Here is a 26202-nt window from a genome sequence, read left to right as displayed (position 1 = left end):
GTCAAAACAGCGCGACACGCGCAGTTTCTGATAGCAAAAATAACCGCGCCTATAGCTCAGTTGGTTAGAGTAGAAGACTCATAATCTTTTGGTCCCTGGTTCGAGCCCAGGTGGGCGCACAAGTTATAAAAGTCGTTTTTCTGTACGGAAAACGGCTTTTTTCGTTTCTCAGGGTACTATAGGAGCTATTACCCTGCGCTAGATCGGAGTTCGCCGATCGGTATGATTTACATAGTTTTTTGTTGAACTTCACGTAAAAGTGTTACAAATGTGTTACAGCTTTTACGTGGCAATTCTAAAATTATGGCAACAGTTAGCGCCAAGGTGTTTGGCCACCACAAAAAAACAGATGGGACTTACAATGTTAAAATCTGTGTACAGCACAAAAGAGTTAGAAAGTATTTAGACACGTCACACTTTCTCGTAAAAAAACAACTGACGAAAGACTTTAACATCAAGGATCCGTTCGTCGCTGATAAAATTGAATCTCAGTTACGAAAATATCGAAAACTGATCAGTGAATTAGACGACAGGTTAGAATTCTTTACTGCAGAAGGATTAAGAGATTACTTAGTAAATCAAAATGAGGAGATTGACTTTTTAAAGTTTTGCTCATCTCATATCGAGAGTCTGAAACGGGGTGGTAGAATAGGATCAGCAAATAATTTTAGAGTAGTTCGGAATAGCTTGATTGACTATTTTAAGAGAGAAGCCATCTCGATAAAGGACGTGCATTCTAATATGCTTGTAGATTATGAAAAGTATTTGCGCTCAGAACGAAACATTATTAGGATTAATCAAAACGGAACCAAAATTCCAACCAAGAAAAAAGGTCTTTCTGATAGTGGTCTTCATAATCACATGCGTGATTTACGTACCCTTTTTAACGCTGCAAGAGATCATTACAATAATGAAGATTTAGGTCTCTATCGAATAAAACATTATCCTTTTAGAAAGTATAAAATTGGCTCAGCGCCGCTAACAAGGAAAAGAAATCATACAATTGAGCAAGTACTTAAGATTAAACAGTGCATTACTGAAATGGGAAGTAGGGCTGAACTTGCGAGAGATATGTATATGCTGTCTTTTTACTTATGCGGAATGAATGCGGTAGATTTATACAGCATATGCGCAGATAATATTGTTAACGGTCGGGTAGATTACAATCGATCAAAAACGAAAGGTAAGCGAAAAGACAATGCTTTTATTAGCGTGAAATTGATTGATGAAGCGAAGCCCTTATTAATAAAGTATATTGGCAAAATTAACCATCGGTATTCTACAGTGGATGGCTTTAATTGGGCTTTATGCAAGGGGATGGAACAATTAAAGGATATTACACATCTGCCTGAAGTTACGATGTATTGGGCTCGGCATTCTTTTGCAAATATTGCTAGAAACAAATGTAGGTTGAGTAAAGACGACGTGGCTTTGGCCCTAAACCATGTAGACAACGGTAACCAAACGACAGATATTTACATTTCGAAGGATTGGAGTATCGTAGACGACGTGCAAAAGCGCGTAATATCTGAACTGAAAAAAGTTGAAGGTAAACTCGTAAAAGCTTGAACAAGTTTTTTTGAAAATTTAAAACAGCATTTATGAAAACGTTAATAAGACTTGTGCTCACTTCCATTATTTCAACTATCGGATTATTTGCAGCCTTAAGTATGAAAGGGCCATGGATTGGTTTTGCTATTGCATTTGGGACTTGGATTTTGTTTATTTGGAGTGCGAATAGTGGACGTCGAGGATAAATATAATTTATGAAATAGGTTTTGCGACATCGCGGGTCATATCTAAATATATAGTGGATAAATTTCATGTATGAAAAACTGAGATATCAGAGAAGTCATATTTCGAACTCAAGACTAATTTAATTGTATTGCTAGAAAAGTGAAACGTCTTTCGGTAATAAGCAAAAAGAACTTCTTTGGAAGTGAACTGCTAGATACAATTATTTTAAAGTTATCTTTGCAACTAAGTTAAGTGTCGGCCTCAATGAATGATGATTTTATTTATCTGGATAATAATGCCACCACACCGTTAGACCCTAGGGTTTTAGACGTGATGATGCCGTATTTGACGGATATGTACGGCAATGCGTCGAGTAGCCATAGAATGGGGAAGCAGGTGAAGGTTGCTGTGGACAATGCGAGACAGCAAACGGGTGATCTGATCGATGTTAATGCCGAAGATATCTACTTCACTGCTGGAGCTACCGAAGCAATTAACATTGCTCTGCAGGGGGTGACAGCCGGCGAAGATCGATCGAGACATATCATCACGGTGCAGACCGAGCATCCCGCCGTGTTGGACACTTGCCGGTATTTGGAAACGATAGGGGTAGAGGTGACCTACCTTGCCGTAGACCACAGTGGGCTGATCGATTTTGATGAGTTGCAGCAAGCGTTCAAGGACAATACGGCACTCGTATCAGTGATGTTGGTAAATAATGAGACCGGCGTTATCCAAGATGTAGAGCAGATTGCCCAGCTTTCGCACAAACGAGGCGCACTGTTCATGAGTGATGCCACACAGGCTGTAGGTAAGATTCCGGTACAGGCCAGCGACTATGCAGATCTGCTTACCTTTTCGGGACACAAGTTTCACGGCCCCAAAGGTATAGGGGGGCTTTACGTCAACCCTAGAGTCAAGATAAAATCGCTTCTGCACGGAGGTGGTCATGAGCGAGGGTTGCGCAGTGGCACACTCAACGTGCCGGGAATTATAGGTTTGGGCAAAGCTGCGGCAATTGCACAAGCTAATATGGAGGATGACCATACACGGATAAAGCCCTTAAGAGATTTGTTAGAAAGCAAACTCTTGGAGATTCAAGGGACAGTGGTCAACGGAAGTAGGGAATCTCGTATTTACAATACGAGCAATATCCGTTTTGACGATGTAGACAGCGAAGCAGTTGTTTTGGGCTTGAAGGACATTTGCGTGTCCAATGGTTCCGCCTGCCATTCTTTTGTGATGGAACCGTCACATGTGCTCACGGCCATGGGGCTTAGCAAGGCAGAGGCCAACACCGCCGTCAGGTTTAGTTTGGGGCGATTTACGAAAGAGGAAGAAATACAGCAGACCGTGACAGCGATACAGAATATAGTGGCCATGTTACGGGCAATCGCTTTTTAAGTAAAGCAGTAATATTATCCATGAGGAAATTATCATTTTCAGGGCACGAGACGTTTGCGTGCAAAATATATTGGTTGAAGAAAGGCTATGACTTCGTCAAGCAAGGTAAAAGCTTTAGCAACGATGATGCAGTAGTTGATCTTGGGGTTGGGAAGAACATGGTTACTTCTGTCCGTTACTGGCAGAAAGCTTTTGGACTTCTGGATCAGGATACCGACCTGCCAAACAGATTCGCAGACTTTCTTTTCGGAGATAATGGGGCCGACCGGTATTTAGAGGACCCACTTACGCTATGGCTGTTGCATTATCAGCTTATCAAAGAAGAACGCGCCTCTATCTACCACTTAGTATTCAATAGATTTCGTCGGGAACGCATCGAATTCAGCCGAGGACAGCTGAAGCGGTTTATTGACCGGGTTTGTGCGGAGCAAAAAGCTTCGTTCAGTCCCAAGACGATAGATGCTGACATTAAGGTGTTTTTAAGCAATTATGTCACGCCCGATAGTGGCGAACTGGAAGAGGCGTATAGTAATGTTTTACAGGAATTGGGGTTGATCTCAGGAGCCAAACAGCTCGATGAAGATGACCATCTCGTGGATGTTTATCGATTCCACTTGTCGGATAAGCATATCCCCTTTGAAGCGCTATTGTATACCATATTGGATCATCCGGGTTTTGGGCAGAGCATTAGCCTGACACAGTTGGCCAACGATCCCCATTCGCCCGGCAACATCTTTTTACTTACAGAGTCCGCTTTAGTGGATTTGTTGAAGCAGATTCCTTCGGAATATGCTGTTTTTTCGGAAACCGCGGGCAACCAAGTCTTGCAGCTCAAAGGAGACTTAAACAAATACCAGATTTTAGAAAGATATTATCAACATGTATATGCAGACCAGTAGTTTTTCACCATCCGTCAATATCATTCGTGACAAGGATCGTGAAATAAACTATGTTCGCACGATCAATGGACAGCTCACCTTTGAGCAAATCGTGGAGAATGCAAAGACCGCCATTCGTTCGTTTTCAATTATTGGTGCATACGGTACGGGCAAGTCTACTTTTTTGTGGGCGTTGGAGAGGGCGGTGTTGCACAGTAATGATTTCTTTGATCATTTCGATTATTTTATCCGAGGTTATGCCTCGTACAAGACTTTAGATATCGTTGGTGAATTTGCTTCATTGCAGGAAATGTTTGCCAGAGAGTTAGGATGCGATGTCAACGAGGTCATCCCGGCATTGAAGAAAAAATGCGAAAGACTCAAGAAAGACACCATCGGACTGATCATACGCATCGATGAGTTTGGTAAATTTTTGGAGTATGCGGCAAAGAACAATCCTGAAAAGGATTTTTACTTTCTGCAGCAGCTTACCGAGTTTATCAACGACGACAAGGGCAATGCTATTCTGATCACTACCCAGCATCAGGATTTCTCCGGTTATGGCGTACAGCTTTCCGAATCCCAGCGCAACGAGTGGATCAAAGTCAAAGGGCGTTTCAAAGAGATCGGTTTCAATGTGCCTGCCGAACAGCTATTGTTGATCGCTGCCGATCGTTTGCATATGCTGGACAAACCAAAAGTGGCCACCAAAAAAATCAATAGCCTTTTAAAACTGGTTGCCACCTCCAAAGCATTCCCCTTAAAGGATTATTTTGATCAGACGATCGCTACAAAGCTCTTTCCTTTGGAGTTGCTAGCTGGTAGTGTCGTGAGCTTGGCTTTGCAACGTTACGGGCAAAATGACCGCTCCATATTTACTTTTTTAGACTCAGAAGATTTCAAAGGCATCAAGCAGTTCTTGAATGCCAGTGATTCGGGCTTTTACGACTTAGTCGAGGTCTTTGATTATATACTTTACCATTACTATGGTGTGGTCAATACACAGCGCAATCCCGACTTTCGGGGCTGGCGCTTGATGCAAGATTCCATTCAGCGGGCCGAAGGGTTATTTGAAGGGGATGAGCTTTTGCATGCACTAGCGTGCATCAAGGTCATTGGTCTCCTGCAGCTGTTTGCTAGAAAGTCGATGGCCATCAATGCACAATTTGTAGCCGCTTATCTAGAAGCAACACGAGGCTACAACGTAGAGAGCGCATTGCGTAAATTACAATCCTTTGCTATTGTGCGCTTTAGAGCGAAAGAAAATCGGTTTATCCTCTTCGAAGGAACGGATGTAGATATAGAAGAAACGATCGAAGAAGCCAAGAGTGAAGTAGTTACGGACGGCAGTATACAGTTATTGAGCAAGTATTTCAGTTTCCCGACACTTCTCGCCAAGCAACACTTTCTGGAGACCGGGACGCCGCGCTACTTCCAGTTTAAATTGTCGGATACCCCACTAGCCGAAGCGCCCAAAGGTGATTTTGATGGTATTGTGAACCTTGTGTTTGCAAGCAATACCTCTCAACAGGAAGTGCAGCGTGTCTCTGCTACGCAAGAAGAAGCGGTTGTTTATATCAGTTATAGACATACAGCATCTATTGTGGATCAGATCAATTATCTGCAACAAATCGAGATTGCTCGAAAAAAATATGAGGACGACCGCATTGCCTCGAAAGAATTCAACGCCTCCTACCGATATGCTTCCCAAGAGTTGCATCAGGCTGTGATGCATAGTTTGCAACGCATGGATGCCGCCCATTTAAGCATATACTACCGGGGCGAACAAGTTAATGACAGGATAGCGAGTTGGAAACAGTTTAATACCTTCTTGAGTACTGTCGTAGCCGAGGTGTACCACGGTAGTCCGGTGTTTAAAAATGAGATGGTCAATAAGAATAAGCTGTCTTCTCAGATTTCCTCTGCACGGCGCACCTTGCTGGGCAATATTATAGCGCAAGAGCGGATGGAAGATGTAGGCTACGAATCACACCTATTTCCTCCTGATAAGACGATCTATCTTTCCTTGCTCAAGCTCAATCGCTTTCACCAGCAGGTCGGTAGCGAGTGGCAGCTGACTGATCCCACCGCTCCCGGGTTTCAGGCCATATGGCAGGTGTTCTTGGAGTTTTTGGAGAAAAGCAAGCAGGCGAAGCTATCGCTAAAGGAGTTTGTCGATACCGTTTCGAGACGTCCTTTCAAAGTGAAGAAAGGATTGTTAGACTTTCTGTTGCCCTTATTTTTATTGGTCAAGCGAGATAGTTACGCCCTTTATTACGAAGGTACGCGCTTTATTCCGCAGCTTAGCGTGGATGCCATTGATCTGATCATTCGTAAACCCGAGCAGTACAGTGTGAAAGCTTTTCACGTCGAAGGCGTACGTCTTGACGTGTTCAATCATTACCGCGATCTACTGAGCCAAGTGGCGACTAACGAGTTGTCGAAGAAAGGTTTTATCGATACCATTATACCTTTTCTCACCTTCTACAAAGAGCTACCGGCCTATGCCAAGCACACCGGCAGTATATCGAAGGGTGCGCAGCGTCTCAGGGAAGCAATCACCAAGGCGACCGATCCCGAGAAGTCTTTCTTCGAAGATTTTCCGCAGGCCTTGGGCTATAGCTTGTCCGATTTGCAGGACTCGGCAGATAGGCGGGAGGTGTATTTCGAAGAACTTCGTCAGAGCATCAAACAGATCCAAAACAGTTACGAAGCGTTATTAGATCGATTCGAAGCATTTATCCGCAAAGAGGTTGTTGGCGTAGACGACAGCCACGACTTTCTGACTTGGCGATCGATGTTGCAAAAACGCTTTGCCAAAGCGAAGAAGGAGGTATTGCCTCCGCAGCTCAAAACGTTTTGGATGCGGGTCAATTCCCCACTGGATGACAAGCAGGCCTGGCTCAATTCTGTGGCGCAAGCTGTATTGGGCAAGTCCTTGGAAGGTATACAGGATTTTGAGGAGCAGTCACTGTACCGCAAATTGAAAGAAGCGGTAGAGGAATTAGACAACTATACCGAGATTCTGGCCTCCGCTGTAGAGGATGAATTACTGCAGACGTTCAAAGTGCAGGTCACGAATGTGCAGTCCGGTTCGCAGAGCCGTATTGTCAAAGTAAACCCACAAAAACTACAGGATGTCCATGACCGGCAACAAAAATTGACGCAGTCTTTGACAGATGATAAAAATTTGAATATCTTTATTCTCGCTCGGCTTCTAGAAGAAGAGCTAAAAAAATAACGACTTAAATGGGTAGACGGGTAAGACATGTAATGGGCATATCAGGGGGCAAGGATTCTGCCGCCCTCGCTATTTATATGAAAAATAACTATCCCGATCTTGATATCGAATACTATACCACTGATACCGGCAAGGAACTGGACGAGACCTATCAGTTGATCGATAATCTGGAAGTCTATCTTGGCAAGAAGATTCATCTGCTGGAAGCCGCTAATGAGAGCCACGAGAATCCCTTTGATCATTTTTACGAGATCTTTGGCGGATATCTGCCCTCATCCCAATCTCGCTGGTGTACGAAGAAGCTTAAGCTAGAGCCTTTCGAAGACTACGTCGGCGATGACTTGGTGATCTCTTATGTGGGGATTCGTGGAGACGAAGACCGCGAAGGCTATATTTCTACCAAGACCAACATACAGTCTATCTTTCCATTCCGGCAAAATATCTGGTCCGTGGATGTGATGAAGAAAGTGTTTGACAATGTCAATATCAACTTGGTCGAACAGTTGTATTCAGAGCAAAGCGAATCGGGGGGACCCTCACGTATCTACGAAGTGATTCAGCGGGAAATTAGCCGTTCGTTCTTGTTGGAGAATAAGGTGCAATTGCTCTTGGATCTGGATACCGCATTATTTAACAAAGTGGTATACGGCTTTTTAAAGATGACCGACCGCCCTATCGCTTCTGAAGATTACTTTCCATTGTTGGACAACACGGACAGGCTGGTGAAAAAAGACATATTTCAACTTCTCCGCGAAAGTGGGGTAGGCGTACCGGCTTATTACGAGCCGATAGAATTTGAGGTGGATGGGCAGACGGCGACGTATTCACGCTCCCGCTCCGGGTGCTACTTCTGCTTCTTTCAGCAGAAGATCGAGTGGGTTTGGCTCTTAGAGCAACACCCTGATCGCTTTGCAAAAGCTTTGGAATATGAGAAGGAGGGCTATACTTGGATGGACGAACGTTTGGAGGATCTCGCCCGACCAGAGCGAGTCCTACAGATCAAACGGGATTATATCAAGCGTCAAGCTCGAGCCACCAAAGCCAAAGAGACCAATTCCGAATTATTAATGGATATCCTGACCGAAGAATCGGAAGGATGTGTCGCTTGTTTTGTTTAACCAAAAAAATAACCATTACCCGGATATTGTTTCAAGAAGTTCAGATATTGCGGCATTCTTCATTGTACGTGCTTTTATCTTTCCAACGTAATACAGTTTACTTATTAACTCACCCTCGGTTATATCTAAAAGTTTTTGTATCGTATTAATATCGATGCCCTTTAATTTGGCTTTTTGCCAGGGAGTTAAATCCAATACAGAAATATTTTTCTCAAGCTGATTACTCAAGGTGTTTAGGAACTCTCTATGAGTGAGATCAAGAATGTTTTCATCACTTAAATTATTATATAATGAGTTGTTTTGGCCATATTCAGTTACAAAATCTAGCTTTAGGTTAGGTACTATTTCTTTAGAGTTACTTGTAGGATTAGAGTATTGCGCTAAAACACAACCGTATTTTATTTCATATCTAGATCCTATTTTTGATTTAGTAGCTTTTACGCCACTATCAATTTTTCTTATAATTCCAGTGTAACTGAGTAATCTTAGCGCCTCTTTGATAATCTCAGGAGCATCTTTGCTTATCCAAAAAAAGATAGTTTTTCTATCACTTGATTTTTCGTTTTTTTGAAATGTGGCAGGAATAACATGATCTTCAATAAAGCTTCTACCCCAGTCAATTATTTTCTTTAGTCCCCTGTATTTTTCGCCTAATTGGCTATGTTCGACCCATATTTCAGATCGATAAAAGTTTCTAATAAAATCACTAACTTTGCTACTTGTAAACGAATCAATATTATCCAGAGTTTTTAAGAATATTCGTGGATTTCCGCCTGAACAATAAGCTAATGTATTGAAGTTTTCCATTTGGCTTGCAATTTTTCTGTTCCATGATTCTCCACCTTGTTTTAAAACCATTGATTTCATATCCATTAAGAAAGAAACAGAGGTTATGTTTCTTTCTACTATTCTATGCAAAGCATCGTGAGTCATTTCAAAGCTATTACCATAGTGAGTAACTCCAGGGTAAACAGCTGCATTGCATGAGATATAGGGAGATTTGAAATCTCTGAATAATGTAAAGAATTGTCGCTGTTGTTCTGGTCGAAAAACATGCGCCGCTTCATCGAAAAAGTATACTATCCTGAAAATGTCATTTTCATCACAAACGGTTTCAATAACTTCTATTATATCACTGATCTCGGGAAGATTGCTGGTGTTTATGTTGGCTTCAGGAGTCTTATATGAGTTTTCAAATAAACCGATTAAGTTCTCTAACCTGTTTTCATCGTTTCCCTTTATCAATGAATGAGCATATTTGCTGATTGTAAGACCTCTTTTTTCAAATGCTTTCAAAGTTTCTTTCAATATCTTGGCAAGCATCCAGTGAAAAAATTGATTAGGGTCGTTTGAGTGAAGCAGGGAGCTACTTGCGAATGTTATATAAATAGGAAGAACCTTGTCTTCATTGAAATGATTATTTAATTCGCTTTCCGCAATCTTCATAATAAAAGACTTCCCAGATCCCCTGCTACCTTCTAATACAACGTGAGAATCCGATTTAAAATCACCTATAATCTCGCGTTCTACTTCCGTTTCGACAAAAAAATCAAATAATTTTTCTTTACGTATTCCTTCTGTTCTATATTGAAAATTACTCATCTGATGGTCCTCCTATTTCTTTTCTGATATTTTCTATGTGACCGATACTTGAGTTTATGTAGCTTTCAATTTTTTCTTTTTCCCCATCGCTAAATTGCTTAAGATACTTTAAAGAAAATCCAAAGTTTAAAATTTTACTCAAGGAATCTACATATGCTTTATGTTGGTCTCTTAATTGTGTTTTGAATTCTATTTTGGGGTCCTCAATGTTCCATGTATTGTTGTTTCCATGTACCATCTCTGATAATTTTCTATATAATGACTTTGTGAGATTTTGGAAATATTCAAGATCTTGATCAAGTTCAGGGAAATATGCATTAGCAAATCTAAGTGAAAAAACTCCATTTTCAGTACATAATAACCTACTCCATACTAAGTCCTTCGATCCACGTTCCCATTCCGTGTACTCTAAATCAAAAGCGGAATAGTACAATGAGCCACAAATCATTTCCAAGGCTAGCCTCAATGATTTAAAAGAACTTCTGTAAAAACCAAATAGCAGATGTAAACATGAAATATCTAATTCTTCTAAAGCGTTACCAAGCATTTTTGAAGACTTCCATTGATGTGTTAGGTCACGCCAAAGAGTTAAATTAGATTTAATGTCGTTTATTTGGCCAAGAGCTTCTAGATCCTTAATAGAATTCTCAAATACGCTACTACTTTGATCTTTTATAAGTGTATAATATTGTGCTGCATTCATAAAAATATAGTTTCTACTCTGATAGAGTATTTAACTCCCAAAAAGCTAAATCCTTGATCTTAATTGGTATGTTGTTCCCTAGGTTGACAATACTATAATGTTTGTCTAGATTTCGAATTTCTGATATTAATGCTTCCTTTTCTGTTTTAGAATCAACCTTAAATATTGATTGGATTTCTTTATCTCTAACTTCGCTGACGCGGTGTAGGATCCAAGTAGCCATGTAAGGTAAGTAGTCATTATCTTCTGTGCTAAAGTGATTTAAAAATTGAGTGGATAAAATTGTTCCGACACCAAACTCTCGACCTTCTTTTAATATTTTTCTGACAGATTCAAAATCTTTACTGAGGAAATTATCAGCTTCATCAACTAGGATTAATTTAGTGAGTTGTCGGGAATTTCCATCAATCACACTATGCCCATTTATTTGCATTTGTGAATAGAACTGATCTAATGTGATAGCGACCACCAGATTTTGAATGTTTGGTGGTACCCCAGCTAAATCAATTATTGTTACTCCGTCGATAAGCGAATACAATGGCTGGGTTTTTTCAGAATTGGGTTCAAATATTTGAAGATCGTAGAGAGTATCGATAGCGGCCAACAAGCTATCTTGCTTTACTTTATCTGTTTCTAAGTATCGTTCAAGTACCTCTTCTAGTGTTGGAGCCAGTTTATTCCAAGTTGACCTATCATCTTTATATATACCACGATCTTCATAGGCGTCATTAATAATGCGTTTTAATAATAAAGTCTGTACTTTCCCTAATCCGAAAGCCTTAACTAATGTTTCTAAGAAAGTGTTTGCAGTAATGACTGGAAGACGGAATTGTTCTTCAGATCCTATAGACAAAGCCAGTGGATTGAAGGGGAGTTTGTTTACTTTGAATTTTTTAGCATTATTAGCTTTTACGAAATCATCTTTAATATAATCGCCTTTATAATCGAATATTAAAATTCCAATAGATTTACGATCGACATTATTATTCTGATTCCTAACTAACTGGGTTATTAGGGATTTGGTAAATTGTGTTTTTCCAGTTCCCATTGTACCAATAATGCCAGTATTAGTGTGCATGACCTTATCTGTAGAAGTAGGAAACCAATCGACTGATTCGTTAGTGTTAGCTTGATATCCAAAAGTAACCTTTAGAGGTTCCGATGCCCGATTTATACCATTGGCTGAGGTACCTTCGTTTATATCATCTTCTTTTGCTCTATATTGATCGTCTTCTGCGGCCATATTGACCGAGGTATTTTCCTGTAGAGCTATATTTGTATATAAAGTTTGAACGTTCTCATTTAAAGCTATATATTTTGATTCTAAAAGGTCCGTTTTTGTAATGCCTACAGCAGTTTCTGATGTATAGCGATCTTTTAATTCATCTATAGATTTAACTAGATCGTTCATTCCATCTGTATCAAATAGTTCTATAAGTAGGCATTGATCTGCAGCTTGAATCTTCCGCTTTCCAAAACTTGCACTAGTTTTAAACGAAATTATAGCTGCTTGTTCAATATGATCCTCCAACGAACCGATATCGAAGTCATCGTTTAATAAGCGACCTCTTAACGAGTCCAAATCAACCCATTTCTTTGAATAAGCAGGCCAAATATCATATAGCGCTAACTTTTGAGCACTACTAAGAACTAGGTTAATAAGATAGTTCCTCAATATTTTACCATTGAAATCATCCTTAGAAAGGGTATTGTTTAATAGTTCTACTGTATTCGAAACCTGTTTTATAGCCTTCGCAATTGTTTGATTAGCATTATTGCCGATTTTTACTTCAATAGGATAGAAGTAGACTTTTATTTTATCGTCAATCTCCTCTACGCCTACCATCATGGGTATTTCGGAGCGATGGTGCCAGTGATTTCGGTCAAACCGTGCCACTTAAAAGATCATACAATTATATAAAAAAGTAGTTGTTATTCCTGTTTTAATATTCCTTTTCTTAGGGATTCACCTTTCAGGTCGATCCTGTGCGAGGAGTTTACAATCCTGTCGAGTATTGCATCGGCAATAGTCCCTTCGCCTCCGATGATTTCATACCAAGCGGATACTGGTATCTGGGAAGATATTATGGTGGATTTTTTACCATGTCGATCGTCTATGATATCCATCAATGTTTCCCGATCCTGGTTATCGAAAGCCTGCAGCCCGAAGTCATCAAGTATCAACAGTTCTGTCTTGGCCAGTTTTTCCAGCTCCTTGAGATATGTTCCGTCAACTTTACTCAATTTCAACCTCTTAATGATTCTGGCAGTTACTGTGTAGAGTGTTTTTATTCCCGTGAGACAGGCCTGATTCCCCAGTGCCTGCGATAGATAACTTTTTCCTGTGCCGGAGGCACCACAGATTATGATGTTTTCTTTACGCTGTACAAAGTCCAGGGTACCAAGACGAGCGAACATGTTTTTATCCAGATTTCTTTCACTTCCGTATTTTATATCGCCAAGACTGGCGTTCTGCCTAAAGCCAGCCTGTTTGAGCAACCTGTCGATCTTGTTGTTTTCACGGTCTTCCCATTGGTGATCGGTCAATAATGCAAGGTATTCGTCACATGTCATACCTTCGAACCTGTTTTCCTTAACGCACTGTTGGTGCAGCTGGGCCATGGCGCCCAGACGCATGTTACGTAGTTTTTCAACTGTCTGATTGTTCATCTTCTGATTTTTGATTGTTATTATTATTCGTATGCCGAAGCTCCGCGTATATTACTATGGAATGGTATATGCTGTATCTGCTGGATGGGATCATCCGATAGATGGACTCTGTCCATATTGTTCTTAAGCATATTCTTTATCCTCAGATAAGAGCATGCATCTGTATCCAGTGCCCTTTTGCACGCATTATTGAGACGCTGCGAGCCATAGGCACGGTGCAACTGGATGATACCCAGAGAGCGTTTATAGCTTATTTCGGGATAGTCCTGTGATGCCAATATCTTTTCAATACATGCCAGAACATATTCACCATGGGATAGTGCTTTTTTCTTAAAGAACTCAGGGCTCCACTCCGAGTAGAACTTGTGGGTACTGCTCAGGTGATCCGTATTTGTTATATAGCTTCCTTTTATCAAATTACGCTGGTGCAATGCGATCCTTTCATGGCTGTAGAATACCTCAACACGGCTTTTGGTATAATGGATGGAGGTTTCTTTTCCGATGTAACGGTACGGAACGCTATAATAGCTTTTGTCGGGAGAAAAGTATACATAGCCCATCTTCTGCACCTTCGCTCTTTTATAGTTCTTAAGCTCATAGGTCTCAGCAGGTAGATCTTTGAGATACTGTCTCTCGGTACGCTGGAACAGTTCTATACGACTGGATTCTTTCCGTTTGAAGAGCAGATTGTTGTATCGCTCCAATAAAATGGTAATTTCTTTGTTGAGATCCTTCAGTGAGAAGAAGGTCATCTCACGCAAGGGATAATAGATACGTTGATAAGCCAGGTGGACCGCATTCTCGACCAATGCCTTGTCTTGGGGAGAGTACCCCCGGGTTGGATTGATAACACAGTTGTAATGGCGCGCAAAGTCTTTAAAGCTACGGTTGATTTCGGGTTCATATCTGCTCGATCTATTGACAGCCGACTTTAGATTGTCCGACACTATAGCTTTGGGTACACCTCCATAGAAACGCAAGGCATTACTGCAGCAGGATATCATATCTGCACGTTTTTGGCTTGTGCAGGCCTGGACATAGGTATACTGACTGCATGGAAGTATGGCGACAAATACCTCAACAGGAATGATCTCTCCGCTATGCCTATCAATGATATGTAGCTTCTTGCCTGCAAAGTCAATAAACATTTCCTCACCGGCTATGTGCTGAAGTTTCATCGAGCCCTTTTCTTTTGGGTATTTACGGCGGTAATGCTCCAGGAACTGGGTATAGCTGTAGGGTTCTGCCGCTAGCTCGACATATTGCTGATAGTGATATAGAAAAGTGAAGCCGGGATGGTTGCGGGCTTTGTTGACCCCTTCGAAATAAAGCATGAGCTCATTATGCCGTGCTGTGTCCAAAGTGGTATGCGATGAGAATAGTTCGCTTAAAGCAGCTATATCGAAGCCCAGAAGTTCCTCAAAGGAGTATTCGCTGCCTGCAAATAGCTGCATATACGTGTTGACCGTATTACGGGAAATACCAAGTACGGAACCTATTTTACGGTTACTGTAGCCGTCCAGATGTAATGTAAGTATTTGTTTTAAGTCCATCGGATCAAGTGTGTTGGCCATATCGCTTCAATTATTAGAGCGACAAGGTAAGTTCTTGATCTTTTAAAGTGGCACTAAACGAACCGTAATCTTGGTAGTGTGTCGGGTATTAGAGTACCCTAATACGAATGGCACAAAACGAACCGTAAAACTCTAATCCAAATATTCTAAAATGGCACGTTTTGAACCGTAATAGATGGCATCAACTGACCGAAATAACTGGCACTAATCGATCCGTAATATCCACATCAAAATATCATCACTAAAAGAACCAGATTTTTGGAGCGATTTAACAGAAAATAGTGCATTAGGATCGGTCTGTTTTAAACCTGCACCAGCAGTGACGCGTAATATTTCTTCCAATGATAGAGATATCCAGGTAATATTGGGATGATCTAAAATAGCAAAAGCTTCCTTGAAGGCGGAAAGCATGCTTATTTTTTCGCGCTCCACATTTGAGGATTGAGAACCTAATCGTAAAAGCCAATAGCCGTTGATAGCATTAAACATATTGATAATGTTTTTAATGTTATTATCAATGAACGATACTTTCCCTCTTAAGTATTCTTTTATAATGTGTTCATACTGCTCCCATTTGCTGGTCACCGTTATAGAGTCATATCCCGTAGAGTTTCCAAATTGATCCGTATAGTGTATTATAACAACATCTTTATCTTCTTTGAAAAAACTTAAGTCTACTCGCGGATTAATAAAAGTTATCCATTGACTTGCTGAGTATATAGATTGAAGTCTTTGTTTAACATCATAATTAATAACAGAAGCAAAGGCATTGCTATGCTTAAATATATTAGAAGTATTGTTTATGTAAGCGAGCGCATTTAAATTTTGGCTTAACTCAATTAGATCATTGGAATAGTTTAGCCCTTTCGTTCCGAAACTTGTTCTGTAATTTCCTGTTGCATTGACGGATGGCAGATCATTAATTACTGCATTTAAATTGACACCTGTTGAAATACTATTTGTATTGTTTAAAGATTTTTCTATTTCTCTCTCTTCAAACTGATAAAAGGATATATGGGCATAGGTATAATTTGTTCCTTTTATATTAGATAAATGTACTTTCTCATGATATAGAGAGAGTAGATCTGATAACTCAATTTTGTCCTTGATCTTATTTGTTATATCAATATCTAGTTTATCTCTTATATCTTCAGCTTCATCAAATTTAGAAAATTGATCGAAAGCAGTCACAAATGATTCCGAGCCGTATATGCTTATATGTATAGGCGTTAATTCATTTAGATTTTCACCCTTTGATAATTTGTCGTTAACCTCACTTATAAAATAGTTAAAAATGCCTTTTAATGCTTCTCTACAATCACCAGTGTTGATGAGATTAATTTTAATAGGTGAGGTAGAGTCAATAAACAAATACGAGAAATGTTTAATGAATTCTGCAATCTTTGATGCTAACATTTCGGGTACATTTCTTCTACTCAATGACTGCCCTTCTTTTGAGGCATCAACATATTCTACCCATTCTAGACTATGTTCTTGCTCGGAACTGATATAATAGTCTTTGTTCCCACTTCCTTTGTTAATAAACGGTAATAGATTAATTGGAGTTAGCCTTTTAACAATCGCATCTAACGGTTCATTTAAGAAATTTCTATCTATTTTTTCCTTTAAATTTAGCTGGTAACTTATTACAAGAGGGTGTAAAGGTGAAAGATAAAATCTAGAATTGTTTTCATTAAAGACAGAACCTAATTTAAGCAATTCTTGTTGAGCGAGAGTTAGTGCTTGATCTTCCTTTATTTCATTTAGTGCTTTGGTATAACAATCTAATAGTTTAGTATAAAGAGACTTTAACTCTGGTTCTATGTATGCTAGACTTGGTAATAATTTTAGCGAATCCGACGATTTGGACTTAAAATATTTTATAACGTCAAGATATGCATTCGCGACTTCCTTATCAATATTTGCAGATCGACAAGTCATTGTATTATTAATACTGATGTTTCCAATAAGGATCTCATTAGCTATCATTAGATCTTCATAGAGAAGATTATTACGTCGTGACTCACCTGAAGGAAAATAGTTGGTGTTACCATGCTCGAGCGTAATGGTTATATCAGAATGACCTGGTTTGATACGCTTGTTGAAGTAAATTGATTTTCCAGACTCGTTTTTCTTTAACCAAGCTGCAGTACTAGTCAAAGTTAAGGGTTTAACTTCTGCTAGTTTTGCAGTAATAAATAGGGGAAGAGCTCCATGTTTCAGTTGAAATCTGATTTTAGCTTTATCTAATGTATTAGATTCCGTTAAGTTTAGTTTTAGAGTCTGATCGTCAAATAGTTCATATTTTTCGTTTTCAACGAGGTCTGTATCTACGACTTCATATCCGGGATTGATTAATAAATCTTCATTAGCAAAAATCTCTACAAAAGAGTATTCTTTGCCGATTTGAATGGTATATTTTGTTTTGAATTCCCTGAAGAAATTCTCGCCAAAAGGAACAATTAGGACTTTGAACTTTGTGATATTTACTTTACCTCTTTTTTCCTCTCTATATTGAAAATCTTTAAAGAATACCGTAGACCCCAAAGCAAGTGAAAAATCAATATAAAAGATATAATCCGAATCACTACGCTTGGTTGAAATATTAAAAAAATCTTTGTTAAGTTTGTTTTTGAACCTTATAGGCAAGGAAATCTCTCTACGCTTATCGGGATTAAAGATTATAATATTTCTAATCTTTTCCTTTGTTTTAGTATCGCCATCCGATTTATCCCAAGCAATTAATCCATCAGAGATTTCATTCTTTATAGGTGCGTATTCATTAAATTTTATTTGCCCTTTTTGTTCCTCCATTTTTAGTAGCTCACCAAAGCTAATTTCACTCCAATTATCTTTGTTTTTAAGCTTACTTATATTTTCCTGACCAAAAACTCTATCAATATAGTTTTCAAGAGAACCAACACTTTCGTGCATACTCATATCAGTATGCCATTTTTGATTTTTTTGAACTCTTTTTAATAGTTCTCTACGAGGGATATTTTCTTCAAGAATAATATTGTCATGAAATAAATTAAGGTCAGCAAAGTCTTTGGCTGTTAGTTCTTCGTTGACTAATATATTTAAGTATCTTGATAGGTCGAAAATATTGCTATTTTCTACGTGAAAATCGTTATTCTCAGACTGTAAGATTAAATCAATGAAGTCACATTGGGTAGGAGAGAACTTTTCAGTCTCTCTAAATCTCTTTGTGATTTCATTCGCTATATTTTCATAATGAAAGGGCATGTGTTTTGTAGACAGATCTAATGCACCTTTATTAATACTTTCTAATTCTGAATTATGAATAAATAGAATACCTGAATTATGTTCAAATCCCACTACTTTTTGAAAATTATTTCGTAAACCAGTCAAGAAATCATCGTTTTTAGCCGACGCGACAACTAGTTTAAAGCCGTTAAAATCAATGTGGTAAGATGTGTAGTCATTATAGGTGTAACTCAAATCATTAGCCGCACTTATTAATTTTAGCGAATCATAGAAAAGTTGCACATTCAATTTCTTTTCAAATTTTAAATGAAACTTATCACCATTTCTAAAATTATACGCTTTGAAAAAATCATATAGTATCTGTGAGAAAAAAAAGTATACCTTATTGTGTGTTATCATTATTTGTGCATTTTAGTTACATATTGGGCGTCTCCACTATCACTTTTCTTTTCTAGAGCATTTATTTTTTGAAAGTATTGAATAGCTTCATTTTTAGACTGATTGTCTAAATGAATACCTCTTATTTCTAGCTCTTCCCAAAGTGTAGTTAATAGAATTTTATCCTTACCAGTATTCAAGATTGCTAGTTCCGTGAATAACAATAAATGGTCTTTGCTCAATGATAAGGTATTTCCCAAACGTCCCCTTGTTTTTACAAAATTTAGTTGTACAAATGTTTTGTACCAAGTACTGAAATCAGTATTTGCTCCTTTTCTTCCTGATTTCTCAAATTGGTAGCGCATAGCATAAAATAGCTGTCTTACTATCTTTAAGCCCTGAGGATCTTGACTATCCGAACTTGTCTGCAAAGCGTCGATAGCGCTTTCAGTTCCCCAATCAAAGCCTCCTTTTTTTGCTTCGACTTGGCTGATGAGCCTTAAATATTGCCTTAACAATTTATGTAATGATGCCTCTAGGTCAAGAATTTCGTTTTCTGAGCAACTTTCATAAAGGTAGATGATGTCTTTATAAGTCACTATTTGATTGGGTAGCTTTTCCGAGAAGTCTATAGTGTTTAACATTTCAAGACAGTTACTATGCGAAAACATGTCTGTTACTATTGTCTCAAGTTTTTTATACCCATTGTCTACAGCTAATCTGGATTGGGATAGCTTCTCCCATTCCAAACTAAAGAACAATTTTGTTTTAGATGTATTAGTTATTGATTCGTTAAACTCAATAGCTAGAAGTTGGATGTATAAATAGTAGTAATATTTAAAAAGTTGATGTAGATGCTTTTTAAATAAATCTTCATTTTCACTTAACAATAGGTAGTCTCTTTGGAATAATTTCCTTACCTGTTTACTGATTTCTCCGTCAAAATAAGGTCTTTTACCTATTTCATTTTTAGTTTCTACTATCTTATTGTTTAGATAATTAGAAACTAATGTATATAAAGTGTTTGAACTACCCTTATTTAAAAGACAACCATTGATTTTATATGAGAAATCAGGTCCATCAAAAAGATGAAATAGAAATGTAATTAGGTTAGATATTTTTGCATTCTTCTCGCTTCTCTTAATGAAAGGGATAATAGATTTTTGGAATATAACTAGATTACCTTTACTATCAAATATTAGCTTTTTTATAATATCCTTTAGTTGGCTTTTCTCTTCTGTACTGACTGATTCAATTATTCCTTCAACAATCTCTTCAGTTAGATCTGGCAGATGTATTTCTGTGTTAGTCCAGTTTCTATGAATAGCAGCAGATATACTCTTGAAATCCTTAAGTGTAGATTTTGTATCATTTATACCAGTGGTGTCCGTAGCAAAAGGAAAGAAGATAGATGTTTTACCACTGGAATGCTGAAATCCTTTAGTCGTAGGATAAAATGTATTATTATACTTTTCTTCTAAAATCTGAAACATAATTAGGCTTTCTTAAATGTATAATTCCCGAACATATCGATCGATAATTCATACCTGTCAATCTGATTCCCATTAATTCTTTCGAAATTTAGTCCGTCATTATTAGAGAGAGAGGCGTTTATTAACAAGTTGACAAAATTTTGAAAGTCTATATGATCTTCTTTATCCTTTTTATTTGGAGAATACCCGTTTCTTACTTTTAATAGGAGAGTATATAGTGCTAGATCTAATACAAAAGTATATTCTTTGTCTTTCGCCTCTAAAGTTATAGGAATAGTGTAGTCAAACTCGTTCAATATATCCTGCTTATTATCTATCACCTTAATAATGGGACGAAATGATATCTTTTGAGTAACGTTGTACTCAATCTGATGAGTAGCTATAGGGATATTTACTTCATCATTTACTTTGGCCGAACCATTCCAACGTTTAATAGCTTCATTGACTTCAATGTATAACGACTGTAAGCCGATTTTATTTCCCGTATAGTAATGAAACAGATATTGACAGAATGTATGGAAATTATGAAGAGAATTGTTAAAAACAGGACTTTTATGAAGAAATAAGGCTCTTACGAAAGTTTTGATTATTTTATTTCTCAAGTACGCTTCATCAAGTACACTATGCAAACCTTTAGGCATTTCGATATCGTGCTCTTCAAAAATTGTTTCTGGATTTTGGGTCGAATTAAGGTTAAATATTACACGATCAATAAATTCTTCTCTAATCGTTAACGGGTCGACTTTACTAATGCAGGTCATTAGGGCAGACCTCTTTGATGATTCAAAGAGCTTGTACGCTAAGTTGTTTTCGATAATGAAGTTTTGATCTAAGTAATCTTTTCTTGTTTTTATTTGGTCGCTAGATAGTGCTTGATATGTGAACGGAACTAATAAATCGTATACGAAGTTTAGTAGATCTCTAATAGATAAGATTAGTTTTTCCTTAATTAGGATATAAATAATAATGGAGGTCAAACTGTCTTTTATTTCATCCTTGGAAAGTTGTAGGAAGTTATTTCTCAGAATACAATTGTCCCGATAAGGATGATTTAGATAATATTGATTGAATGCATTATAAATGGGGTTATTATCAGAATGTGCAGTTATTTTATCTAATATCCCGCGTATAATGGAAGAATGAACCGTGTTCTCCGTTAGTTCAAACAGCTTGAAGTCAGCTAGGTTAACAAACTGAAAATAGGATTTATCATTGTAAGAATTGTTGTAATTTAAATGCTCGATTATCCCCTTATCAATTACAAAGGATTTTAGCAGCTTGAATTCATCTCCCTTTTCTTGTATAAAACGAGATAGCACACCAAGATTTATCGCAACTATCTTAACGTGCTTGTTATTATCTTTTTCGATCTCGCTATCACTTAAATGAGCCAAGAAATCAGATAGCTCTTCTATCCAGCTCCTACTCAGAAAATTACTTTCCGTAGCATCATTCCGAACCTCAACCTGACTCATTTGTTCTGGAAGCTTTTGGTAAAGCTTAGCAAGCATATGTGACTTGCCATCTCCTACGTTGCCTGAGATTAGTATGAGTTTGGAAGTTTTGGATTCTATAGAATCGAGAACTATATTTTGTAATACTTTTTCTACTTTCCTATCTATATGTAGATAATCTTTGAAAGCGTCAAGATTATTGAAAGTTCCATCTATGACTGCCTCTTTTGAATTGATACTTAACTTATCTAAAGTTTCTTTAAACATAATGTCGTACTACGGATTGACTAAAATTTCGTTTATTACTTTCGTAAGGGTTTCTTGGGAAAGAGGACCATTTCCTTCAGCTAGTTGCTGCCATAAGCCTATTTCATCTCGCCATATGGTTACCCTAGTCGTGAAATCCGTTATTTTATATTTTAAACCTACAAAGGTTTCATCTCTCTCGTAACCAAACCTATAGGAGTTGCCATCAATTTCTATCTGTCCTGTTTTTATCATAATTTTTCGATAATCCCCTTGGTTAACAATAATCAAAAAAGCGGTGATCTTTTCGCATAGATGTCTGTTCCCTTAAAGTTGTGCTTAGAACTATTAGTATTAAACACCTCCATAGTCCTTAATTTGTTAATGACATCGATAAAACTAAAACAGTCAGTATCTTCAACGTCTTTCCGGTCTCCGCCTGAAAAGGAAATGGAATTGTCATCTATTGATTCTATAATATAAGTTTTAGGGTCATTACCTACACTTTGAAATTTATACCCTACTTGCATTGTTTTAATCAATTTGTTCCAGATATCATTTGGATCAACCTCTTGACCTTTATTGTTAAATATATAGTTGACCATATGTTCTTTTCTTAACTATGAATTTCTCCCTTTCCCATACACCATTCCCTGCTCTCTCAATATATTTTTTCCCCGTTCTATTTCTGCGATCATTTTCATAAACCACTTCCTTTGCCTTGAAGCCTAGGAACTCAAAAGAGAATGGAGACTTGATCATATCTTCTACTGTCAAACTCTCTGCTTTCTGATTGACAATTTTGGACAGTTGATCCGGTTTTTTGCTTATTCCACTGCGTTCGTAGTATAGTGTATTGATCTGTCTTTTCAACTCGTCTACGCTCCAAGCTTGCTGAATACATTCTACTTCATAGAAAGTACGTTTCCTCATGTCATGAATCGGGATTAGTTGTACGAAATGAGTAAAAGATATTTTTGAGAGTATTTCTGTAGGATCTATGAGAAAGCTGTTATTAATTTTAGTGCTTTCTTTTGATTTACTCAATTCATCAGTTGCCGCCTGATGAATTTCAAATTCTTGTAAGCCAGTTTTTTGTAATTGGTCAGTCAATAACTGACCAATTCGATTGACTTGTATGCCGTTGTTTTCTAATACTTCTTTAACCGCGGAAACCAAATGCGGATATGCTATATAGAACTGTCTAGAAAGCTTTAAGTTTGTTTTGGATAAACCTCTGATACTAATAGATTCGGCAAGTTCTTGTAGTAGACGCTCACCATACTTCGCACGGTCTTCACCTATCTGCTCAAATTCGACGATGTATAAGCCGATCAGCCAATTGCGCACAGTAAGCGACTGGTTCACCGCTTTGACGGCCGAACGCTGTAACTCCTCGTGCGTGTTTTGTATGCTAATGACTAATTTGTGGAATTTCATTGTCTATCTTTTTAAAATTCCTTACAATAGTTATCAACTAATTGTGCAGATTCCTCATCACCGAGACCTGCTGCCAATTTGTAATCCTTACATCCGCCATGGAGATCTCGGTTTGTGAACTTTAGTAGGCCTCTACCATAATAGGCGAAGACCAATTTCGGATCGATTTCAAGAGCCCTGTTATAATCTACTAGTGCAAGTTCATTGCTATCGCATTCGTAGTATGCCCTGCCACGATATGCATACGCTGTAGCGTTTTCTGGTTCTATTTCTATTGCTTTTGAATAAGTATCAATCGCACTGACGTGATCCTTTAGATCGAGGTAAACACTTCCTCTGGATACATAGGCCTTAGAATAGTTTTTGTTGAAATTGATTGCATAAGAATAATATTCATGAGCACCTATCAAATCTTTTTCCTCATGCTTTGACACCCCTCTATTATAATAGTATTTCGTTATTAGGCTATCTATAAAGTTGCAAGATGTGCAAAGCATACAGACAGATAAAATAAATGTAAAATTGAACAATATCTTCATTTCTTCTTCCTCCCAACATCAAATCCCTTTACCACCGTTACACCTTTAGAAGAGGGGTGGGGTGTCGTCTCCTGCAAGCGGTCTATATATTCAAAGAGCAATTCAATATTCTGATCATGTCCTTTCTGTTTTTTTGCGATTTGTTCCACGGTGTATTTGATTTCGGCGATTTCCAGTTTCATTTCAGTGTTGATGTATAGCATGTCTCTCAGCTTTACAAACACATCTATAATGCGAATACTCATCGTGATGGCTTGCTCGCTCTTTAAGACATTTGAAAGCATTAGCACTCCATGTTCGGTAAACGCGAACGGTAGGTACTTGGAGTAACGTCCCTGTTCTAAGGTCGCATTTTGCGATCTTAGGATTATATCATACTCCTCTTTCGTTAGCTCAAACATAAAGCGATCGGGAAACCGGATGATATTTCTTCTAACTTGTTCTTTTAGCCTACGGGTCTCTACACCATATAACTCGGCAAGGTCACTGTCCAGCATAACCTTTTGTCCTCTGAACTCATATATCTTGTTCACTAGGATTTCGTCTGTAATTGCTATTTCATTGGAATGGCTTTTACTCATAACATATTGGTTTGCTGTCTTATCCTAAGATCACAATTTGTGATCATAGAGTTTGCTTATTTTTCATTAATCAATTTTTTCAACTCAAGCCAATAGTTTTCATTCCAGTGTCGCCTTGAACTTCCGGATGTGGAAGGGAGTACGAAAAGTTTTGATTTCCCTAAAGTTTTGTCCTGTAATCCATATTTTACTAGGCTAGTGACACCTTGATATCCTAAAAAAAAGGAGGCTGCTGTTTTACCGTTAAAAGCAATGTACTTTGGCTGAAACTTTTCCATTTTTGCAATGAAGCCCGCCACATCATAATTCTCGCTAGAAATTTGGTTATCATTACCGTATTCATTATGGACTAAGTCAGTTAGACCAATTTTATAATTGCCCACATCATAGCAATCTCTCGGATCTAACTTTTTAGGTGTAAAGCCTGCAGAGTGTAAGATGCTGTAAAATTTATTGCCAGGTCCCGCGTAATAGAATCCTTTTAGTGCAGAAGCTTTTCCCTTTGCGGTTCCGCAAAAGACTATATCAAGGTTGGTGGTAAGTACATCTCTTAACATAATTTTTCTATCAATTGGTTATATAATTCTGATCAGTGCAGTTCTTTAAAATACATGTCAAACAGCTCTAAGCCTGTCCCTATTTTTCTTTCAATTTCTTTAGAAGATCTTCCATTGATTTTTTAGCTTCTGCCGAGATGAATCTGTAAATGTGATTGGTTCCATCCTTTTTGTCAGCATATTGCACAAAATTTCTTAAGCTACCTGTTTTGAAAAGTACGGTAACACGATTGGATTCAACTTTTGATTTAATATTCTCTGGTAACTTTCCATGAATGGATTTTGGAGTAAATTCGCTTGACAGCTCGAGTTTTGAGAGGACTTCTATTGTGTGCATGGGAAGATTTAGTTCTGTGTCAATTTCTACTTTAGAAGGGCCATTTTTAATCCGTTCGTTTATGGCTAAAATGGTTCTCTTCGGGAGCTCATCCTTTGCAAGGAGCTTTGTTTTTGGATTTCCGAACTGATAATACTTCATTCCAAAAACAGAAGCAATTTTATTAGCACGTTTTAGTCCCAAGGTTCTTTCGAGGCTGACAATGTTTCTAATATCAGTCGCATTAGTTCCAATTAGTTTGCCTATATCACCTTCTTCCAGTCCATACAATGTCATTGCCTCTGTTATTCTGGAGGCAAATTCATCGTCAGGGTTGTATTGATTTCTGTTCAAAATATATAATAACTTTGTTTTTTATATTTTATTATTTATCTTTGTTTTAGTTATATAAGCGATTAATAGAGCAGGGGGCTAGAGCCACTGCTTTAACGATGTCACTCACAGCAGAAAACCGCTAAAATTTCCATGTGAGTTGATCGTGGGTTCGCTATCTATTGGAATTTGTTATCTTTGATGATAATAATCCAATAGGGCGGTCCATGTCAGACTCTGTGGAACCATGAATTCGTTCATGGGGGTTCTTAGCGGTGCCTCTGCCAGAGCTTTGGATTTGCCCTATTGGTTTTACAGCCAATCAGCCTTCCTCCAAGCTTTACCGAGTTTCATCGTTATCATAAACTAAAAGATTATGACACGATTTGATAACACCAAGCAGAACCACCCAGACCCGATCCAAGATCAGCGTCTCCGGTTTTCCCGTAAACAGCAAACAAAGAACATTATTCGTCACCCTGAATAAAACGGCCCTTTGGACTGAAAGGAGAGGGGGGCTATCAAACAAAAGATAGATCCCTCCGAAGTCGGGATGACAATATTTTTGTTTTGCACCCGTTCTCCCGGATGTCCTGACCGACCTTTTAAATCTGACAAAAATTCTTTTCTGGCAGTTACAATTGGATCGTTAAGGTAGTTTTTTTCTTAAGCACTCTAAAATTAGCTTTTCTTTTCCAATCCGCCAAAAT

19 protein-coding genes and 1 tRNA gene are annotated in these 26202 nt (G+C 38.1%); 6 read left to right on the top strand and 14 right to left on the bottom strand.

Annotated elements, in window-relative coordinates:
* Positions 1 to 45: 45 nt before the first annotated feature.
* From AC3IRT_RS09095 to AC3IRT_RS09070, 6 genes are all read left to right on the top strand, one after another.
* Positions 46 to 119 (top strand) — tRNA-Ile (locus AC3IRT_RS09095).
* A 184-nt stretch (positions 120 to 303) separates the two neighbouring features.
* On the top strand, positions 304 to 1569 hold the full coding sequence (locus AC3IRT_RS09090) for a phage integrase SAM-like domain-containing protein (RefSeq protein ID WP_489396055.1): 1266 nt from the start codon (positions 304 to 306) through the stop codon (positions 1567 to 1569).
* Between the two features lie 432 nt (positions 1570 to 2001).
* Complete coding sequence (locus tag AC3IRT_RS09085; protein WP_489396054.1) at positions 2002 to 3141, top strand: cysteine desulfurase family protein; 1140 nt, start codon at positions 2002 to 2004, stop codon at positions 3139 to 3141.
* A 20-nt stretch (positions 3142 to 3161) separates the two neighbouring features.
* Entirely contained in the window at positions 3162 to 4040 is an 879-nt protein-coding gene (locus AC3IRT_RS09080) for a DUF4007 family protein (RefSeq protein WP_489396053.1), read from the top strand.
* Positions 4027 to 7260 (top strand): hypothetical protein, encoded by a 3234-nt coding sequence (locus AC3IRT_RS09075; protein ID WP_489396052.1) that lies wholly within the window; start codon positions 4027 to 4029, stop codon positions 7258 to 7260. The genes AC3IRT_RS09080 and AC3IRT_RS09075 overlap by 14 nt, the downstream gene beginning before the upstream one ends.
* Positions 7261 to 7268: 8 nt before the next feature.
* Complete coding sequence (locus AC3IRT_RS09070; RefSeq protein WP_489396051.1) at positions 7269 to 8378, top strand: phosphoadenosine phosphosulfate reductase domain-containing protein; 1110 nt, start codon at positions 7269 to 7271, stop codon at positions 8376 to 8378.
* Between the two features lie 15 nt (positions 8379 to 8393).
* Here the strand turns inward: AC3IRT_RS09070 and AC3IRT_RS09065 are convergent, their stop codons facing one another.
* The 14 genes from AC3IRT_RS09065 to AC3IRT_RS09000 form a co-directional block, all read right to left on the bottom strand.
* The gene (locus AC3IRT_RS09065) at positions 8394 to 9980 is read right to left on the bottom strand and encodes an ORC-CDC6 family AAA ATPase (RefSeq protein ID WP_489396050.1); all 1587 of its coding nucleotides are present in this window, start codon (positions 9978 to 9980) and stop codon (positions 8394 to 8396) included.
* Complete coding sequence (locus AC3IRT_RS09060) at positions 9973 to 10683, bottom strand: hypothetical protein (RefSeq protein ID WP_489396049.1); 711 nt, start codon at positions 10681 to 10683, stop codon at positions 9973 to 9975. The genes AC3IRT_RS09065 and AC3IRT_RS09060 overlap by 8 nt, the downstream gene beginning before the upstream one ends.
* Before the next feature lie 13 nt (positions 10684 to 10696).
* A complete protein-coding gene (locus tag AC3IRT_RS09055) occupies positions 10697 to 12532 on the bottom strand; it encodes an ATP-binding protein (protein ID WP_489396048.1) in 1836 nt (611 codons plus the stop codon).
* An 83-nt stretch (positions 12533 to 12615) separates the two neighbouring features.
* Positions 12616 to 13353, bottom strand: coding sequence for an IS21-like element helper ATPase IstB (istB, locus tag AC3IRT_RS09050; RefSeq protein ID WP_489396047.1), 738 nt, complete (start codon positions 13351 to 13353; stop codon positions 12616 to 12618).
* A gap of 23 nt (positions 13354 to 13376) precedes the next feature.
* Positions 13377 to 14927, bottom strand: coding sequence for an IS21 family transposase (gene istA / locus AC3IRT_RS09045; protein WP_489396046.1), 1551 nt, complete (start codon positions 14925 to 14927; stop codon positions 13377 to 13379).
* 204 nt (positions 14928 to 15131) lie between these two features.
* Entirely contained in the window at positions 15132 to 18554 is a 3423-nt protein-coding gene (locus tag AC3IRT_RS09040) for a hypothetical protein (RefSeq protein ID WP_489396045.1), read from the bottom strand.
* A complete protein-coding gene (dptG, locus tag AC3IRT_RS09035) occupies positions 18554 to 20026 on the bottom strand; it encodes a DNA phosphorothioation-dependent restriction protein DptG (RefSeq protein ID WP_489396044.1) in 1473 nt (490 codons plus the stop codon). Before dptG ends, AC3IRT_RS09040 begins: the two co-directional genes overlap by 1 nt.
* A gap of 2 nt (positions 20027 to 20028) precedes the next feature.
* The gene (gene dptF, locus AC3IRT_RS09030; RefSeq protein ID WP_489396043.1) at positions 20029 to 21747 is read right to left on the bottom strand and encodes a DNA phosphorothioation-dependent restriction protein DptF; all 1719 of its coding nucleotides are present in this window, start codon (positions 21745 to 21747) and stop codon (positions 20029 to 20031) included.
* A gap of 9 nt (positions 21748 to 21756) precedes the next feature.
* On the bottom strand, positions 21757 to 21981 hold the full coding sequence (locus tag AC3IRT_RS09025) for a hypothetical protein (RefSeq protein ID WP_489396042.1): 225 nt from the start codon (positions 21979 to 21981) through the stop codon (positions 21757 to 21759).
* A gap of 330 nt (positions 21982 to 22311) precedes the next feature.
* On the bottom strand, positions 22312 to 23166 hold the full coding sequence (locus tag AC3IRT_RS09020; protein ID WP_489396041.1) for a DUF1016 N-terminal domain-containing protein: 855 nt from the start codon (positions 23164 to 23166) through the stop codon (positions 22312 to 22314).
* A gap of 11 nt (positions 23167 to 23177) precedes the next feature.
* Entirely contained in the window at positions 23178 to 23600 is a 423-nt protein-coding gene (locus tag AC3IRT_RS09015; RefSeq protein WP_489396040.1) for a tetratricopeptide repeat protein, read from the bottom strand.
* Positions 23601 to 23701: 101 nt separating this feature from the next.
* Positions 23702 to 24286 carry an ORF6N domain-containing protein gene (locus tag AC3IRT_RS09010; RefSeq protein ID WP_489396039.1) on the bottom strand — a complete coding sequence of 195 codons (585 nt, stop codon included), beginning with the start codon at positions 24284 to 24286 and terminating at the stop codon, positions 23702 to 23704.
* A 56-nt stretch (positions 24287 to 24342) separates the two neighbouring features.
* Positions 24343 to 24843, bottom strand: a complete 501-nt coding sequence (locus AC3IRT_RS09005; protein ID WP_489396038.1) for a mismatch-specific DNA-glycosylase — start codon at positions 24841 to 24843, stop codon at positions 24343 to 24345.
* A gap of 79 nt (positions 24844 to 24922) precedes the next feature.
* A complete protein-coding gene (locus AC3IRT_RS09000) occupies positions 24923 to 25513 on the bottom strand; it encodes a hypothetical protein (RefSeq protein ID WP_489396037.1) in 591 nt (196 codons plus the stop codon).
* Positions 25514 to 26202: the final 689 nt, after the last annotated feature.

The organism is Sphingobacterium sp. KH_072 (assembly GCF_057837975.1).
The sequence above is the reverse complement of the archived record's forward strand: the minus strand, read 5'-3'. Positions and strand labels throughout refer to the sequence as shown.

Excerpts from the sequence above, each read along its gene's own strand:
- AC3IRT_RS09090 (WP_489396055.1), top strand. The coding sequence starts at position 304 with ATGGCAACAGTTAGCGCCAAGGTGTTTGGCCACCACAAAAAAACAGAT.
- AC3IRT_RS09085 (WP_489396054.1), top strand. The coding sequence starts at position 2,002 with ATGAATGATGATTTTATTTATCTGGATAATAATGCCACCACACCGTTA.
- AC3IRT_RS09080 (WP_489396053.1), top strand. The coding sequence starts at position 3,162 with ATGAGGAAATTATCATTTTCAGGGCACGAGACGTTTGCGTGCAAAATA.
- AC3IRT_RS09075 (WP_489396052.1), top strand. The coding sequence starts at position 4,027 with ATGCAGACCAGTAGTTTTTCACCATCCGTCAATATCATTCGTGACAAG.
- AC3IRT_RS09070 (WP_489396051.1), top strand. The coding sequence starts at position 7,269 with ATGGGTAGACGGGTAAGACATGTAATGGGCATATCAGGGGGCAAGGAT.
- AC3IRT_RS09065 (WP_489396050.1), bottom strand. The coding sequence starts at position 9,980 with ATGAGTAATTTTCAATATAGAACAGAAGGAATACGTAAAGAAAAATTA.
- AC3IRT_RS09060 (WP_489396049.1), bottom strand. The coding sequence starts at position 10,683 with ATGAATGCAGCACAATATTATACACTTATAAAAGATCAAAGTAGTAGC.
- AC3IRT_RS09055 (WP_489396048.1), bottom strand. The coding sequence starts at position 12,532 with ATGATGGTAGGCGTAGAGGAGATTGACGATAAAATAAAAGTCTACTTC.
- istB (WP_489396047.1), bottom strand. The coding sequence starts at position 13,353 with ATGAACAATCAGACAGTTGAAAAACTACGTAACATGCGTCTGGGCGCC.
- istA (WP_489396046.1), bottom strand. The coding sequence starts at position 14,927 with ATGGCCAACACACTTGATCCGATGGACTTAAAACAAATACTTACATTA.
- AC3IRT_RS09040 (WP_489396045.1), bottom strand. The coding sequence starts at position 18,554 with ATGATAACACACAATAAGGTATACTTTTTTTTCTCACAGATACTATAT.
- dptG (WP_489396044.1), bottom strand. The coding sequence starts at position 20,026 with ATGTTTCAGATTTTAGAAGAAAAGTATAATAATACATTTTATCCTACG.
- dptF (WP_489396043.1), bottom strand. The coding sequence starts at position 21,747 with ATGTTTAAAGAAACTTTAGATAAGTTAAGTATCAATTCAAAAGAGGCA.
- AC3IRT_RS09025 (WP_489396042.1), bottom strand. The coding sequence starts at position 21,981 with ATGATAAAAACAGGACAGATAGAAATTGATGGCAACTCCTATAGGTTT.
- AC3IRT_RS09020 (WP_489396041.1), bottom strand. The coding sequence starts at position 23,166 with ATGAAATTCCACAAATTAGTCATTAGCATACAAAACACGCACGAGGAG.
- AC3IRT_RS09010 (WP_489396039.1), bottom strand. The coding sequence starts at position 24,286 with ATGAGTAAAAGCCATTCCAATGAAATAGCAATTACAGACGAAATCCTA.
- AC3IRT_RS09005 (WP_489396038.1), bottom strand. The coding sequence starts at position 24,843 with ATGTTAAGAGATGTACTTACCACCAACCTTGATATAGTCTTTTGCGGA.